The organism is Nocardia sp. NPDC005746, assembly GCF_040630785.1.
Lineage (GTDB): Bacteria > Actinomycetota > Actinomycetes > Mycobacteriales > Mycobacteriaceae > Nocardia.
The window spans coordinates 122,168-136,530 of the sequence record NZ_JBEXYE010000011.1 but is presented as its reverse complement, the minus strand read 5'-3'; the positions used below and the strand labels follow the sequence as shown (position 1 = coordinate 136,530).

At 69.0% G+C, this 14,363-nt stretch carries 13 protein-coding genes; 9 read left to right on the top strand and 4 right to left on the bottom strand.

What is annotated here, in order from left to right:
* Positions 1-195: 195 nt before the first annotated feature.
* A complete protein-coding gene (locus ABZ412_RS21835; RefSeq protein ID WP_357283005.1) occupies positions 196-603 on the bottom strand; it encodes a VOC family protein in 408 nt (135 codons plus the stop codon).
* A gap of 94 nt (positions 604-697) precedes the next feature.
* On the opposite strand from ABZ412_RS21835, the gene ABZ412_RS21830 reads away from it, so the two are divergent.
* Together ABZ412_RS21830 and ABZ412_RS21825 are read left to right on the top strand one after the other, a co-directional pair.
* The gene (locus ABZ412_RS21830) at positions 698-1,645 is read left to right on the top strand and encodes a YafY family protein (protein ID WP_357283004.1); all 948 of its coding nucleotides are present in this window, start codon (positions 698-700) and stop codon (positions 1,643-1,645) included.
* A gap of 123 nt (positions 1,646-1,768) precedes the next feature.
* A complete protein-coding gene (locus ABZ412_RS21825) occupies positions 1,769-2,323 on the top strand; it encodes a hypothetical protein (RefSeq protein ID WP_357283003.1) in 555 nt (184 codons plus the stop codon).
* A gap of 67 nt (positions 2,324-2,390) precedes the next feature.
* Here the strand turns inward: ABZ412_RS21825 and ABZ412_RS21820 are convergent, their stop codons facing one another.
* The gene (locus ABZ412_RS21820) at positions 2,391-3,065 is read right to left on the bottom strand and encodes a sensor domain-containing protein (RefSeq protein ID WP_357283002.1); all 675 of its coding nucleotides are present in this window, start codon (positions 3,063-3,065) and stop codon (positions 2,391-2,393) included.
* Positions 3,066-3,297: 232 nt separating this feature from the next.
* On the opposite strand from ABZ412_RS21820, the gene ABZ412_RS21815 reads away from it, so the two are divergent.
* The 4 genes from ABZ412_RS21815 (at position 3,298) to speD (ending at position 9,359) form a co-directional block, all read left to right on the top strand.
* A complete protein-coding gene (locus ABZ412_RS21815; RefSeq protein WP_357283001.1) occupies positions 3,298-4,251 on the top strand; it encodes a PAC2 family protein in 954 nt (317 codons plus the stop codon).
* A 46-nt stretch (positions 4,252-4,297) separates the two neighbouring features.
* The gene (locus ABZ412_RS21810) at positions 4,298-6,808 is read left to right on the top strand and encodes a DUF3516 domain-containing protein (protein WP_357283000.1); all 2,511 of its coding nucleotides are present in this window, start codon (positions 4,298-4,300) and stop codon (positions 6,806-6,808) included.
* Positions 6,809-7,031: 223 nt separating this feature from the next.
* Complete coding sequence (locus ABZ412_RS21805) at positions 7,032-8,132, top strand: type III PLP-dependent enzyme (RefSeq protein WP_357283200.1); 1,101 nt, start codon at positions 7,032-7,034, stop codon at positions 8,130-8,132.
* A gap of 12 nt (positions 8,133-8,144) precedes the next feature.
* The gene (gene speD, locus ABZ412_RS21800) at positions 8,145-9,359 is read left to right on the top strand and encodes an adenosylmethionine decarboxylase (protein WP_357283199.1); all 1,215 of its coding nucleotides are present in this window, start codon (positions 8,145-8,147) and stop codon (positions 9,357-9,359) included.
* Between the two features lie 102 nt (positions 9,360-9,461).
* On the opposite strand, the gene ABZ412_RS21795 is transcribed toward speD, so the two are convergent.
* Positions 9,462-10,499, bottom strand: a complete 1,038-nt coding sequence (locus tag ABZ412_RS21795; RefSeq protein WP_357282999.1) for a beta-ketoacyl-ACP synthase III — start codon at positions 10,497-10,499, stop codon at positions 9,462-9,464.
* A gap of 97 nt (positions 10,500-10,596) precedes the next feature.
* Between ABZ412_RS21795 and ABZ412_RS21790 the strand changes: the two genes are divergently transcribed.
* The 3 genes from ABZ412_RS21790 to ABZ412_RS21780 all read left to right on the top strand — a co-directional run bounded on the left by ABZ412_RS21790 (position 10,597) and on the right by ABZ412_RS21780 (position 12,741).
* A complete protein-coding gene (locus ABZ412_RS21790) occupies positions 10,597-11,181 on the top strand; it encodes a TetR/AcrR family transcriptional regulator (RefSeq protein WP_357282998.1) in 585 nt (194 codons plus the stop codon).
* Between the two features lie 100 nt (positions 11,182-11,281).
* The gene (locus ABZ412_RS21785) at positions 11,282-12,265 is read left to right on the top strand and encodes an aldo/keto reductase (protein WP_357282997.1); all 984 of its coding nucleotides are present in this window, start codon (positions 11,282-11,284) and stop codon (positions 12,263-12,265) included.
* Positions 12,266-12,303: 38 nt separating this feature from the next.
* On the top strand, positions 12,304-12,741 hold the full coding sequence (locus ABZ412_RS21780) for an RpiB/LacA/LacB family sugar-phosphate isomerase (protein WP_357282996.1): 438 nt from the start codon (positions 12,304-12,306) through the stop codon (positions 12,739-12,741).
* Here ABZ412_RS21780 and ABZ412_RS21775 read toward each other — a convergent pair whose 3' ends face one another.
* Entirely contained in the window at positions 12,742-14,337 is a 1,596-nt protein-coding gene (locus tag ABZ412_RS21775) for an acyl-CoA synthetase (protein ID WP_357282995.1), read from the bottom strand. It abuts the gene before it with no gap.
* Positions 14,338-14,363: the final 26 nt, after the last annotated feature.

Here is a 14,363-nt window from a genome sequence, read left to right as displayed (position 1 = left end):
CTGTGTCGGTGCCCGTTGTTATCGTCCGCCCGCCCGCGCGGCCGCCGTGCCCGGACGCCCGCACCGAGCCCTCGGGACGCAAACCTGAAATGCAATCATTTCATTTTGCCCGCCCGGCCACGTTTCCGCTGCTAGTGTCCGCCTGGCACTGCCCCGCGGCAGCGCCGGAAGGAGACCGTGTGCACCGAAAGACGCCTAGGCGGGCCGGGACTCGGCCAGGATCGCCAGGTAGTGCGGATTGGACATGATCCCCAGGACATTGCCGAACGGGTCCACCACCGAGGCCGTCACGAAGCCGGTGCCCTCGCCGCGCTCGATGATCGGCTCGTGCACGGTCGCCCCCATGTCGAGCAGCCGCCGGAAGGTGGCCGCGACATCATCGACGTGCCAGTTCACGATCTGACCACCCGGGACATCCGGGCGCGAGGGCGCGAACCTGCCCGCGATGATGCCCAATTCGGCCTGGTAGTCACCGACTCGGAACTCGTAGTACCCGCCCGGCACGGCGAAATACGGCTGCACGCCGAGCAGTTCGCTGTACCAGTCCTTGGCCGCCTCGAGATCGTCGGCGAAGTAGTTGACGGTGGCCATTCCACGCAGCATGGCGGTTCTCCTCGGTCGGTTCAGCTGGTTACCACACCATCGTCGCGCACAAAGTGCTCACCGAATGAGCACTTTTCCGGGCAGAATTCCAGCCATGCGCGCGGATCGATTGGTGGCGACCCTGCTGTTCCTGCAGACCCGGGGCCGGGTGACCGCGGCCGAGGTGGCGGCCGAGCTCGAGGTGTCGGTGGCGACCGCGCGCCGGGACCTGGAAGCCCTGTCGACGGCCGGCATCCCGGTCTACCCGCAGCCCGGACGCGGCGGCGGCTGGGCGCTGGTCGGCGGCGCGCGCACGGACCTGAGCGGCCTCACCGGCCCCGAGGCCCAGGCGTTGTTCCTACTGCTGGGCCCGGTCGCCACGGCCGGCCCGGCCACCAAGTCCGCGCTGCGGAAGCTGTTGCGCGCCTTGCCGCCCACCTTCCGCGACACCGCGGAGGCGGCGGCGGGCGCGATCGTGGTGGACCCGGCCGGCTGGGGCGAACCCGACGACCGGCCACCGGCGCTGGTGGACGAGCTGCAGCGGGCGGTGGTGCGCCGCAGCCGAATCCGGCTGCGCTACGACCGCGCCGGACAGCGGACCGAACGGCTGGTCGATCCGTGGGGCCTGGTCGACAAGGACGGCATCTGGTACCTGGTCGCCGGAACCGAGCACGGGCAGCGAACCTTCCGCGTGGACCGGATCGCGAGTGCCGAGCCGACCGGCGAGATCGCCTCCCGGCCGGAGGATTTCAACCTGTCGACAGCCTGGTCGGAGGTGGTCGAGGAGGTCGAACGGCAGCGTTCCTCACTCGCGGCGACGGTGCTGATCACCGCCGAGCTGGCCCCGGTGCTGCGCAAACAGCAAGGGCGGCACTGCGTTCTGGGCGGCCCCACCGGCGACGGGCGGGTCCGCGCCACGGTCACCGCGCCGACGGCGCTCATGATCGCCCAGCAGCTGGCGGGCTGGGGCGCGGCCGTGGAGGTGGTGGAGCCGGAATCGGTGCGTGTGGAACTGGCGCGCCTGGGAGCGGAGCTCGTCACCCGCTACCGTACCGGCGAGTAACCGCTTCCCTGTTATGCGAAAATCGAATGATGTTGCAGCAGTGGCGATTTCGTGAACTTTCACAGTCCGCCACTGTTACAGTCCGCCCGGCGCGACCCCTTCAACGCGCCGAAAGGATTCTCCGTGAGTAAACAGCTCTACCCAGATCTGCGACGGCCCGCCGCCGGTGCGACGGCGGCCGTCGCGCTCGCCGTGGTGGCCGGTTCGATGCTCGCCGCACCGGCGGGCGCCGCCATCGCGGGCGTCAATGTCGCGGGCCTCACCAGCGACAAGCCGTGCAGTGTCGCCGACGGTTGCGTCATCCAAGCCTCGCTGACCGGCGCCGACCAGCTGACCCCGGTCGACTTCCTGGTCAACGGCGCGGTCATCGGCACCCTCACCCCCGTCTCCTACGGCGCCGGCGCGGCCGCGAACCTGGCCTGGCACCCGACCAATGACGGCACCTACACCGTGGGTATCCGCCAGGGGCTGAGCACCTCGCAGACCGTCTACATCGTCGGCAAGGGCGGAACCTGCCCGCCGATCTCCTCGCTGATCCCGGGCTCGTCGGGTGGTTCGGCGGGCACCGGTTCCGGCGGCAGCGGCTCGGCCACCGGCTCCGGCGACAGCGGCTCGGGCACCGGCTCGGGCGGCACCGGTTCCAACTCGGGTTCGAACCAGCCGCTTCCCGCCTGCTGATGGGGTCCGGGAGCCGAGCAGGCAGGGTCGGCTCCCTTTCCCGCGGCTTCCCGGGCCCCGGGGACGCTCAGCCCTTGCGCACCTTGCGGACGGCCGCGGTGAACAGGGTGTCGAGCGCCTCGGTATCGGAGGTGGACCCGGAAGTCATGTACGTCACAGCGACCCGCACCTCGCCGACCTGACCGATCAGCGTCTGCATGCTGCGGGTGAGGCCGTCGCGGTTCTCCGGGCCGCCCGGCCGATTCTCCGGTCCGACCGTCCGGCGCAGGGCCAGGGAGTCGTCGGCGATGACCGGCGGCGGCGGATCGAGCTGCGTGGTCACCACCGACGTCACCCCGGCATGCCCGACCTTCACGGTCCCGCACTGCTGCACCTGATCCCGCAGCGTCGACAGCGGCTTGCCCGGGCGGGTCAGCACCACCGTGAGCGTCGCCTGGCCGTGGTCGTCGGTCCCGACCGACACGGCCGGACCGGTCTTCGGCGCGATCGGCGCGCAGATACTCGGATCCACCTGCGCACCCGGCAGATACCCCTCGAGGTCGTCAGCGGCCTGTGCCGCGGTCTCCGGCGACAGCACGACCGCGGTGTAGCGCGACGGGAATTTCGACGGATCGGGCAGCATCGCGGTGAGCGTCTGGTCGACGGTGGCGACCGGCGCCGGATTGCGCACGGCGGTCGGATGCCCGGTGACCGTGGTCCCGCAGGCCGCCAGCACCGTGCCCAGCGTGACGATCCCCACCATCCGCGCGGTCCTGAGGGTGCTGCTTACGGAGGGTGCGAAGGGCTCGGTCACTCCGCCCACTATGCCGAAAATCGGCTGTTCACACCGAATGCCACGCCGCGCGCCGGGACGGCGGGAATGCGGGTTCGGGTTCGGCTTGTTGCACAGCGAGTGCGGGTGCTGCGCGCCTGTCATGGGCATGAGGGACAATGGGGTTGGTCGCGAAAGTGGGCCACGCAGGAAGGAGTACGCGATGGACTACGAGTCGCGAATGTACGAGCTGGAATTCCCGGCTCCGCAACTGTCCTCTGCCGACGGCTCGGGCCCGGTGCTGGTGCACGGCCTCGAGGGTTTCACCGACGCCGGACACGCGGTACGCCTCGCCACCTCGCATCTCAAGGACAGCCTCGAGCACGAACTGGTCGCCTCGTTCGATATGGACGAGCTGCTCGACTACCGGTCGCGGCGTCCGCTCATGACCTTCAAGACCGATCACTTCTCCGACTACTCCGAGCCGGAACTGAGCCTGTGGGCCCTCAAGGACACCGCGGGCACGCCGTTCCTGCTGCTGGCCGGGCTGGAACCGGATCTGCGCTGGGAGCGGTTCGTCACCGCCGTGCGCCTGCTGGCCGAACAGCTGGGCGTGCGCCGGACCATCGGCCTGAGCGCGATCCCCATGGCCATCCCGCATACCCGCCCGCTCGGCGTCACCGCGCACGCCTCGGACTCCGACCTGGTCGGCGAGCATCAGCGCTGGCCCGGTGAGCTGCAGGTGCCCGGCAGCGCGTCCTCGCTGCTGGAGTTCCGGATGGCCCAGCACGGACACGAGTCGGTCGGCTTCTCGGTGCACGTGCCGCACTACCTGACCCAGACCGCCTACCCGGAGGCCGCGCAGACGCTTCTGGAGAACGTGGCCGAGAACGCGGGCCTGGAACTGCCGCTGGCCGCGCTCACCGACGCCGCCGCGCGGGTGCGCGAACAGGTCAACGAGCAGATCGCGGGCAATTCCGAGGTGGAGACCGTGGTCGCCGCGCTCGAGCGCCAGTACGACAGCTTCGTCACCGCCCAGGAACGCCAGTCCAGCCTGCTGGCCAGCGAGAACGATCTGCCCACCGGCGACGAGCTGGGCGCGGAGTTCGAGCGCTTCCTGGCCGAGCAGGCCGGGTTCGCCGACGGCGACGGACCGGAGAACCCGCCGCTGCGGTAGTGGTCGTTGCGGGATTACCCGGCGCCGACCGGTAACGTCTGTCGGCGTGCAGCTGTCCGAATTGGTTCCCGACCGTGCCGTCTCCGACGTGGACCCGGACTGGTTGTACGAGACCTTCGCCGACTGGGCGGGCTCGGAGGGCCTGAACCTCTACCCGGCCCAGGAAGAGGCGCTGCTGGAGCTGGTGACCGGGTCCAACGTCATCCTCAACACCCCGACCGGGTCGGGTAAGTCGCTGGTCGCGATCGGCGCGCACTTCGCCGCGCTCAACAAGGGCGAGCGCAGCTACTACACCGCGCCGATCAAGGCGCTGGTGAGCGAGAAGTTCTTCGCGCTGTGCGAGGTGTTCGGCGCCGACCGGGTCGGCATGGTGACCGGCGACGCGGCGGTGAACCCGGACGCGCCCATCATCTGCGCGACCGCGGAGATCCTGGCCAATCTGGCGCTGCGCGAGGGCGCGGCGGCCGATGTCGGCCAGATCATCATGGACGAGTTCCACTACTACGCCGATCCCGATCGCGGCTGGGCGTGGCAGGTGCCGCTGATCGAGCTGCCCAAGGCCCAGTTCCTGCTCATGTCGGCCACCCTGGGCGAGGTCGACTTCTTCGCCGAGGACCTGACCCGGCGCACCGGCCGCGAGACCGCCATCGTCTCCGGTTCGGAACGGCCGGTGCCGCTGAGCTTCTCGTACGTGCGAACCCCCATCACCGAGACGCTCGAGGATCTGGTGACCACCAGCCTCGCGCCGGTGTACGTCGTGCACTTCACCCAGGCCGCGGCCATGGAGCGGGCGCAGGCGCTGATGAGCGTGAACATGTCCTCCAAGGCGGAGAAGGAGGCGATCGCCGCGGCCATCGGCGAATTCCGTTTCGCCACCGGCTTCGGCAAGACGCTGTCGCGGTTCATCCGCCACGGCGTGGGCGTGCACCACGCGGGCATGCTGCCCAAGTACCGCCGCCTGGTCGAGAAGCTGGCGCAGGACGGGCTGCTGAAGGTGGTGTGCGGCACCGACACCCTCGGCGTCGGCATCAATGTCCCGATCCGCACGGTCATGCTGACCGGGCTCACCAAGTACGACGGCGTGCGCACGCGGCGGCTCAATGCCCGCGAGTTCCACCAGATCGCTGGCCGCGCAGGGCGCGCGGGGTACGACACCATGGGCACCGTCGTGGTGCAGGCCCCCGAGCACGAGGTGGAGAACGCGCGCCTGATCGCCAAGGCGGGCGACGACCCCAAGAAGCTCAAGAAGGTCCAGAAGAAGAAGCCGCCCGAGGGTTTCGTGTCCTGGTCGGAGGAGACCTTCGACCGGCTGGTGGCGGCCTCGCCCGAACCCATGGTGTCGCGGTTCAACGTGACCAACTCGATGCTGCTGAATGTGATTGCGCGCAAGGGCAACTGCTTCTACGCCATGCGGCATCTGCTGGAGGAGAACCACGAGCCGCGCGCGGCGCAGCGCAGGCACATCCTCAAGGCGATCCGGCTGTACCGGGCGCTGCGCGACGCGGGCGTGGTGCAACAGCTCGACGAACCCGACGCGGACGGCCGCCACGCCCGGCTGATGGTGGATCTGCAGCGCGACTTCGCGCTCGATCAGCCGCTCTCGCCGTTCGCGCTGGCCGCGCTGGAGCTCCTGGACAAGGAGTCGCCGACCTACACCCTCGACGTGATCTCGCTCATCGAGTCCACCCTCGAGGATCCGCGCCAGCTGCTGATGGCTCAGCAGCACAAGGCCCGCGGCGCGGCGGTCGCGGAGATGAAGGCCGACGGGATCGAATACGAGGAGCGCATGGAGCTCCTCGAAGAGGTCACCTGGCCCAAGCCCCTGGCCGCCGAACTCATCGAGCCCGCGTTCGAGACCTACAAGGCCGGGCATCCCTGGGTGTCGGAGTTCGAGCCCTCCCCCAAGGCCGTGGTGCGTGAGATGGTCGAGCGGTCCATGACCTTCGCCGAACTGGTGTCGGGCTACGAGCTGGCCCGCTCCGAGGGCGTGGTGCTGCGGTATCTGGCCGACGCCTACCGGGCGCTGCGGCGGACCGTGCCCGAGCAGGCCCGCACCGAGGAACTCGACGACATCACCGAATGGCTGGGCGAGCTGATCCGGCAGGTCGACTCCAGCCTGCTCGACGAATGGGAGCAGCTCACCAATCCCGGCGCGGAGTCCGACGAGCAGCAGGTGGCCTTCGGCGCGGAGTCCGTGCGGCCGATCACCGCCAATGAGCGGGCGTTCCGGGTCCTGGTGCGCAACGCCATGTTCCGGCGGGTGGATCTGGCAGCGCTGCGACACTGGGACGCGCTCGACGACATGGGCGACGACCTGGACTGGGCGGCCGAACTCGCGCCCTATTTCGACGAGTACGAAACCATCGGGACCGGTCCGAACGCGCGGGGGCCGCAGCTGTTCCGGGTCGAGCAGCGGCCGGGATTCTGGGATGTCCGCCAGGTGCTCGACGACCCCAATGGCGATCACGGGTGGTCCATCGACGCCATCGTGGATCTGGCCGAGTCCGACGCCGCGGGCGAAGTGGTCTTCGACGATCTGTCGATCACCGCGGGCTGACTCCGGCGGCCGCCGATCGAGTGCGGGGCCCCGGCCGTCGGAGGACACGCTCTCGTAAGAAGCCGCCGGGGGCAGATGAACGAATCCCGGCGTTAGAGTGACGTAATCGATCGTCCACCGGTTCGTTTTTCGAGGCTCAACGCGTGTATTGTCTCGCAGGTTGCCTGAGTCCCTGCCGCCCTGGCCGACAGAAAAGAGTTCCCTTAGATTGCCCGGTCGAAACATGCCCGAGTCGCCCTGTCTGGTCATCGACCTCGACAAGGTCCGCGCGAACTATCGCGCACTGCACGCCGCCCTACCTGCGGCACGAATTCGCTTCGCCGTCAAGGCGAGTCCCGTGCCGGAGATCATCCGGCTGCTGAACGACGAGGGCGCGGAGTTCGACGTCGCCAGCGTCGGTGAGATCGAGCTCTGCCTCGCGCAGGGCGTGGATCCGGCCGTCATGTGCTACGGCAATCCGATCAAGAAGGCCTCCCAGATCGCCACCGCCTACGCGGCGGGCGTGCGACGCTACGCCTTCGATACCGAGGACGATCTGGAGCGCATAGCCGAGCATGCGCCGGGCTCCGAGGTCGAGTGCCGGTTCCTGTCCTCGGCCCCGCAGTCGCAGACCCCGTTCGGAACCAAGTTCGGCTGCGCGCCGGGTGAGGCCAAGCGGCTGCTGGTACGGGCGCACGATCTGGGCCTGACGGTGGTCGGCCCCTACTTTCACGTCGGCTCGCAGCAGCTGGACCCGAAGGCCTGGGGCATCGGGATCGAGCAGGCCGGCGCCATCGCGGAAGCGTTGGCGGTCAAAGACATTCCAGTGACGGCGGTGAATATCGGTGGGGGACTTCCGATTTCGTACGCCGATCCGGCTCCGGGGGTCTCGGAGCTGGGTGCGGCGATCGCCGATGCGGCGGCCCGCTATCTCCCGGAACACACCGCCCTGGTGGTGGAGCCCGGTCGCGCCCTCGTGGGCAACACCGGCGTGATCCACGCCGAAGTGGTGAATGTTCGCCGAGCGCCGGACGGGCGGCGCTGGATATACCTCGATATCGGCCGCTACAACGGCATGGCCGAAACCGAGAACGAGTACATCGCCTACCGATTCGAAACCGATCGGGACGCGGATCCGAAGGACGAGGCGGTAGTCGCCGGTCCTACGTGTGATGGCGACGATGTACTCTATCAACGCACGCGTGTCCTCCTTCCGACCACGTTGCGAGCCGGTGATCCCGTTCGGATCCTCGAGACCGGCGCTTATACGGCGAGCTATTCGTCGGTGTCCTTCAACGGTTTTCCGCCACTGACAGTCCATGTCACTGGCGCTGAGCGAGAGTGAGTTTTAGCCATGATCACGGCAGAATTCACCGGCTGGCACGTGCTGGCCGAGTTCGGTGGTGTCGACGCTGGCCTCTGCGACGACCTGGAACGACTCGAAACCGCGCTTCGAAAATCGTTGGTCGCCGCGGGGGTGACCATCTGCGATGTCGTGCGCAAGAAGTTCGAGCCGCAGGGTGTCACCATCCTGGCCCTGCTCGCCGAGTCGCACGCCTCGATCCACACCTACCCTGAGTCCGGCGACATCTTCGTCGACGTATTCACTTGCGGCAGCATCGGTTCCGGCGCCACCAAGGCCGTCGAACTGTTGCAGCAGGAGCTGTCCCCGGGGTCGGTCAACATCGAGGTCATCCAGCGCGGCCACACCGCCCGCCGGATCCACGAGCCGGTCGGCGAGGGTCTGACCCGGGTGTGGAACACGACGGAAACCATCGTCGACACCAACACCCCGTACCAGCACATGGTCATCGCCAAGACCGAGCAGGGCATCTCCCTGTTCTCCGACGACGACCGCCAGTCCACCGAGTTCTCGCAGCTCACCTACCACGAGGCCATGCTGGTCCCGGGGTACGCGCTGGCCGCGAAGCTGGACAAGGTGCTGATCATCGGTTCCGGTGAGGGTGTCGCCTCGCAGATGTCGGTGGCCGCGGGCGCCTCGCTCGTCGACCACGTCGACATCGACCAGCTGGAGGTGGAGCTGTGCGCCGAGCACCTCCCCTACGGCTATTCCGAGGCCGACCTGGCCGAGGCGGTCGCGCAGACCGGCCCGATCAAGATGCACTACGCCGACGGCTGGGACTTCCTGGCCAAGGCCGAGGCCGCCGGTGTGCGCTACGACATGATCTGCATCGACCTGCCCGACGAGCGGGTCGAGGACGCGCAGCACAACCGCCTCTACGAGGACGACTTCCTCAACCGCTGTAAGGCGCTGCTGGCCGAGGGCGGCGTGCTCGCCGCGCAGGCCGGCTGTCAGACCATGTGGCGCAACGAGACCCTGAAGCGTTCGTGGACCCGGTTCCACAACCTGTTCGAGACCGTCGTTCCGTACGTCAGCGACGAGCACGAGTGGACGTTCATCTTCGGCACCCCGGCCGCCATCGCGGACCCGGTCGCGAAGATGACCGAGACGCTGTCGACCCTGCCCTACAAGGCCGAGACCATCGACGAGCGGGCCCTGGTCCGCGGCGCGATCGAGCCGCACGCGCTGCGTGCGAGCGTGACCGTCTAGTCGATCGGCTCCGTAGCGAAGCGCCCCGCACAGCCTGGCTGTGCGGGGCGCTTCGTTTTTCGTCGTTTCACACAACGGATTTCGTTGCCCGCGGGCCGTTCGTCACGCGATCGCGGGGAGGGTGACCACCTGACCGGCGTAGGCCAGGCCCGCGCCGAAGCCCAGCAGCAGCGCGGTGTCGCCCGGCTTCGAGGCGCCCGAGCGCAGCAGCTGCTCCATCGCCATCGGGATCGACGCGGCGCTGGTATTGCCCGCCTCCGCGATATCCCGTGCGACAGTGATGTTTTCGGGCATGTGCAGCGCCCGCACCAGCGCGTCGGTGATGCGCCCGTTGGCCTGGTGCGGCACGAACGCGTCCAGATCCTCCACGTTCACGCCCGCCTGGTCCAGCGCGTCACGGCAGGCCTTCTCCAAGAACGTTACGGCCCAGCGGAATACGGCCGCGCCGTTCATCCGGATGTAGGGCCGCTCGCTGGTGCCGCCACTCGCCTCCGCCGCGGCGACCTCGGCGAAGTAGGTCTTGAAGTCCTTGTCCTGCTTGATCGCGGCGGTCTGGCTGCCGTCCGAGCCCCAGGCCACCGGCCCGATGCCCTCGACGTCGGAGGCGCCCACCACGACCGCGCCCGCACCGTCGGCGAAGATGAACGCGCAGGTGCGGTCGTCCTGGTCGAGCAGGTCCGAGAGCCGCTCCACGCCGATCACCAGCACGTGGCGGGCCTGACCGGCGCGCACCAGGTTGGCCCCGTTGGCGAGCGCGTAGCAGAAGCCCGCGCACCCGGCCGAGACGTCGAAGGCGGCGGTGTCCTGCATGCCGAGTTCGGTCGCGACCACGGCTCCGGCGGACGGTCCCAACACCATCTGCGAGGAGGTGGCCAGGATGACCGCGTCGATCTGCTCGGCGGTGACCCCGGCGGCGGCGAGCGCGTCGCGGGCGGCGGCGGTGCTCATGCCGACGATGGTCTCGTCGTCATCGGCCCAGTGACGGGCCTCGATGCCGGAGCGGGTCCGGATCCATTCGTCGGAGGAGTTGATGCGGTCGACGATCTCGGCGTTGGGGACCACCCGGCGTGGCCGGTACACGCCCAGGCCGATCAGGGCGGCGTGGGCTACCGGGGTGGCGGTGGCGATCTGGGCTGACATGCGCGGATTTCCTCTTTTCCCATATGAACCGATCGGTCCACATGGGTTAGGTTTAACATGGACCGATCGGTTCACACAAGGGCTGGAGGAAATTGCAATGACGGCGGGACCACGCGCCCGATTGATCGCGAGCACCATCACCACCGTCCAGGAACACGGCGTGCACGCGGCCGGTCTCAACGAACTCCTCAAACGCAGCAACGCCTCCCGAAACTCGCTCTACCAGCACTTCCCTTCGGGAAAGGGGGAACTGGTGGCCACCGCGGCCCGCATCGTGTCGCGCATGGTCTACTCCCACGTGAGCCGCATGTCCGACGCGCTGCCGGTCGCGCCCTCCCTCGACGCCTGGGTCGACGAGTTGCTCGGCTTCTGGCGCGGCCAGCTCGAGACCAGCGAGTTCCGCGCGGGATCGTTCATGATGGCCGCCGCCCTCGACGAACTCGACCCGACCCTGCAATCGGCCGCCGGTCAGGCTTTCTCCGAATGGACCGCCCGGCTGGCCGACGGCCTGGTCGACGCGGGCATCGAGCGCGCCACCGCCTGCTCCCTGTCCGGCTTCGCCCTCTCGGTCATCGAGGGTGCGATCGTGCAGAGCCGCGCCCTGAAATCCGCCCTCCCCTTCACCGACGCGGGCACCCAGCTCACCGTCCTGCTGCATCACCACCTGCCCAACCGCCGCTGATCCCGCGACGCGGTTGACTTGGAGCGCACTCCAGGTCGTAGCGTCGAGGGCAGGCGGCGAACCGCCGCGAATTCCATTCCTACCGAGGAGGATTCATCGCATGATCGCTACCAGGAAGCTTGGCGAGCTGACCGTCGGCGCCCAGGGCCTCGGCTGCATGGGCATGAGCGGAGCCTACGGCGTCCAGGACAACGACGCCGAGTCCATCGCCACCATCCACCGGGCCCTGGACCTCGGCGTCACCCTGCTCGACACCTCGAACGTCTACGGCCCGGAGACCAACGAGCGACTGCTCGGCCGCGCTGTCGCCGACCGCCGCGACCGCGTCGTGCTGGCCACCAAGTTCGGCATCGTCTGGGGTGAGCAGGGCACGCTCGGCGCACGCGGCGACGCCGCGTATGTGAGGCAGTGCTGCGACGAGTCCCTCGCGCGGCTGGGCGTCGACCACATCGACCTCTACTACCAGCATCGCGTGGACCCGAACGTGCCCATCGAGGAGACCTGGGGCGCGCTCTCGGAACTCGTCCAGGCCGGCAAGGTCCGTTACCTCGGCATCTCCGAGGCCTCCGCCGACACCATCCGCGCCGCCCACGCCGTCCACCCGGTGACCGCGCTGCAGAGCGAATGGTCGCTGTGGACCCGCGACATCGAGGCGGAGATCGTGCCCGCCTGCCGGGAGCTCGGGATCGGCATCGTGCCCTTCTCGCCGCTCGGCCGCGGCTTCCTCACCGGCGCGATCACCTCCACCGCCGACCTGCCCGCCGACGACATGCGCCGCCGCCTGCCCCGGTTCGCCGACGGCAATATCGACGCCAATCTCGCCATCGTCGCGGCCCTGCGGGAACTGGCCGACGAGAAGGGCGTCACCGCGGGGCAATTGGCCCTGGCCTGGGTGCAGTCCCGCGGCGACGACGTGGTTCCGATCCCCGGCACCAAGCGCCGCGCCTACCTCGAACAGAACGTGGCCGCGACCGAGATCGTCCTGTCGCCGGAGGATCTGGCCCGTATCGAAGCCGCCGCTCCGGTCGAATCGGTGGCCGGGGCGCGCTATCCCGAAGCGCTCGCGCGCGTCACCAAGCGCTAGTCCCCCCGATCCCGGCCCTCGATGAGGAGAATGACCGCATGAGGATTTCGGTTGCGGCAGACGAGGACACCGGGGTGGCCACGGCCGTGGTCGAGGAGCTGCGGACGCGCGGGCACGAGGTGACCGTGCACGGGGCCCTCGATCCCGACGAGCGCGACGACTGGGCGTGGGCCTGCGAGGCGGCGGCGCGCGATGTCGCCCACGGCCGGACCGAGCAGGCGATCGTGTGCTGCTGGACCGGCACCGGCGCGTCCATCGCGGCCAACAAGGTCGCCGGGGTACGGGCGGCGCTGTGCGTGGACGCGTATACCGCTGAGGGAGCGCGGAAGTGGAACGACGCGAACGTGCTGGCGCTGAGTCTGCGCCTCACCTCGCGCGCGCAGCTGAGCGAGATTCTCGACGCCTGGTTCGCCGGGGCCCCGAGTGCGGACCCCGGCGATCGGGCGAACATCGCCCATGTGGATCTGATCGGGTGATCAGTCCTGCGCGGCCAGATGCGCGTGCCGCGTGCGCAATTCGCGCTTGAGAATCTTGCCGCTGGGGTTCTTGGGCAGCGCCTCGACGAAGGTCACGTACTTGGGGACCTTGTATCCGGCGAGGCGCTGTTTGCAGTGGGCGAGGACGGCGGCCGCGTCCGGCTCGGTTCCGGTGCGCGCCACCACGATCGCGGCGACCGCCTCGATCCAGCGCGGATGCGGGATGCCGACCACCGCGGCCTCGGAGACGTCGGGGTGTTCGTAGAGGACTTCCTCGACCTCGCGGCTGGCCACGTTCTCGCCGCCGGTCTTGATCATGTCCTTCTTGCGGTCGACCACGCTGAGGTAGCCGTCGGCGTCGAGCACGCCCAGGTCGCCGCTGTGGAACCAGCCGTTGCGGAAGGCTTCCGCGGTCTTGGCGGGATCGTTCCAGTAGCCGAGCATGGCCTGCGGGGACCGGTGCACGATCTCGCCGACCACACCGACGCCGACCGGATTGTCGTCGTCATCCACGACCCGAGTCTCGACATTGAGCGCCGGACGGCCCGCCGACCCGGGCTTGGCGAGCTGGTCCTCGGGTGCGAGAACCGTTGCCAGCGGCGAGAGTTCGGTCTGGCCGTAGAAGTTGGTGAGGCCGACGCCGGGCAGGCGCTCGGCCAGTTCGTGCAGCACCTCGACCGGCATGATGCTCGCGCCGTAGTAGCCCTTGCGCAGCGACGACAGGTCGTAGCTGTCGAAGTCGGGGTGGCGCAGCAGCGAGACCCACACCGTGGGCGGGCAGAACAGTTTGGTGGCCCGCTCGGTCTCGATGGTGCGCAGCACCGTGGCCGGGTCGGGGCCGGGCAGCAGGATGCTGGTCGCGCCCAGCCACAGGTCGGGGGTGAGGAAGCAGTGCAGCTGCGCGCAGTGGTACAGCGGCAACGCGTGCACCTCGATGTCGTCGGCGCTCATGCGGCCGTCCACGACGACGCTGGTGTACTGCGCGATCAGCGCGCGGCTCGACAGCACCGCGCCCTTGGGGCGCGACTCGGTGCCGGAGGTGTACATGATCTGGATGGGGTCGTCGTCGGCGACGAACACCTCGGGGGCGGAGGCGTCGGAATGGGTTTCCCAGGCGCTCACGTCCTCCCATCCGGTCGTCGGGGGCAGCTCGCCGAGGCCGATGTGGCCGAGCAGCCGGATCTGGCCGTCGCCCAGCTGTTTCACCGCGGCCTCGGCCTGCTCGGCGAGGCCGTCCTCGGCAATGAAACCGACCGCCCCGCTGTGTTCGAGGATGAACGCCACCTCGTCGGCGGTGAGCATGAAATTGATCGGCACCGAGATCGCACCCAGCCGGGCCAGCGCGAAGTAGAGGAGCACGAACTCGCGGCAGTTGTGCGAGTAGATCGCGACCCGATCCCCCTGCCCCACACCGCGATCGGCCAGGCTGTGCGCGACCCGGTTCACGGCCACGTCCAGATCGGCGTAACTCTCGCGCCGATCGCGCCACACCAGCGCGGTCTTGGCCGGGACCCGGGCGGCGCTGCGCCGCAGCAGATCTCCGAGCGCCTGTGAGCGCGCGCCCGTCACGGTCCGATCAATGCCCTGTGCATCCATGCGACCAACTTCTACCGCACGAGTGT

Coding starts and splice junctions, on each gene's coding strand:
- ABZ412_RS21780 (WP_357282996.1), top strand. CDS start 12,304: ATGAGGATTTCGGTTGCGGCAGACGAGGACACCGGGGTGGCCACGGCC.
- ABZ412_RS21835 (WP_357283005.1), bottom strand. CDS start 603: ATGCTGCGTGGAATGGCCACCGTCAACTACTTCGCCGACGATCTCGAG.
- ABZ412_RS21775 (WP_357282995.1), bottom strand. CDS start 14,337: ATGGATGCACAGGGCATTGATCGGACCGTGACGGGCGCGCGCTCACAG.
- ABZ412_RS21820 (WP_357283002.1), bottom strand. CDS start 3,065: ATGGTGGGGATCGTCACGCTGGGCACGGTGCTGGCGGCCTGCGGGACC.
- ABZ412_RS21795 (WP_357282999.1), bottom strand. CDS start 10,499: ATGTCAGCCCAGATCGCCACCGCCACCCCGGTAGCCCACGCCGCCCTG.
- ABZ412_RS21790 (WP_357282998.1), top strand. CDS start 10,597: ATGACGGCGGGACCACGCGCCCGATTGATCGCGAGCACCATCACCACC.
- ABZ412_RS21830 (WP_357283004.1), top strand. CDS start 698: ATGCGCGCGGATCGATTGGTGGCGACCCTGCTGTTCCTGCAGACCCGG.
- ABZ412_RS21815 (WP_357283001.1), top strand. CDS start 3,298: ATGGACTACGAGTCGCGAATGTACGAGCTGGAATTCCCGGCTCCGCAA.
- ABZ412_RS21785 (WP_357282997.1), top strand. CDS start 11,282: ATGATCGCTACCAGGAAGCTTGGCGAGCTGACCGTCGGCGCCCAGGGC.
- ABZ412_RS21805 (WP_357283200.1), top strand. CDS start 7,032: ATGCCCGAGTCGCCCTGTCTGGTCATCGACCTCGACAAGGTCCGCGCG.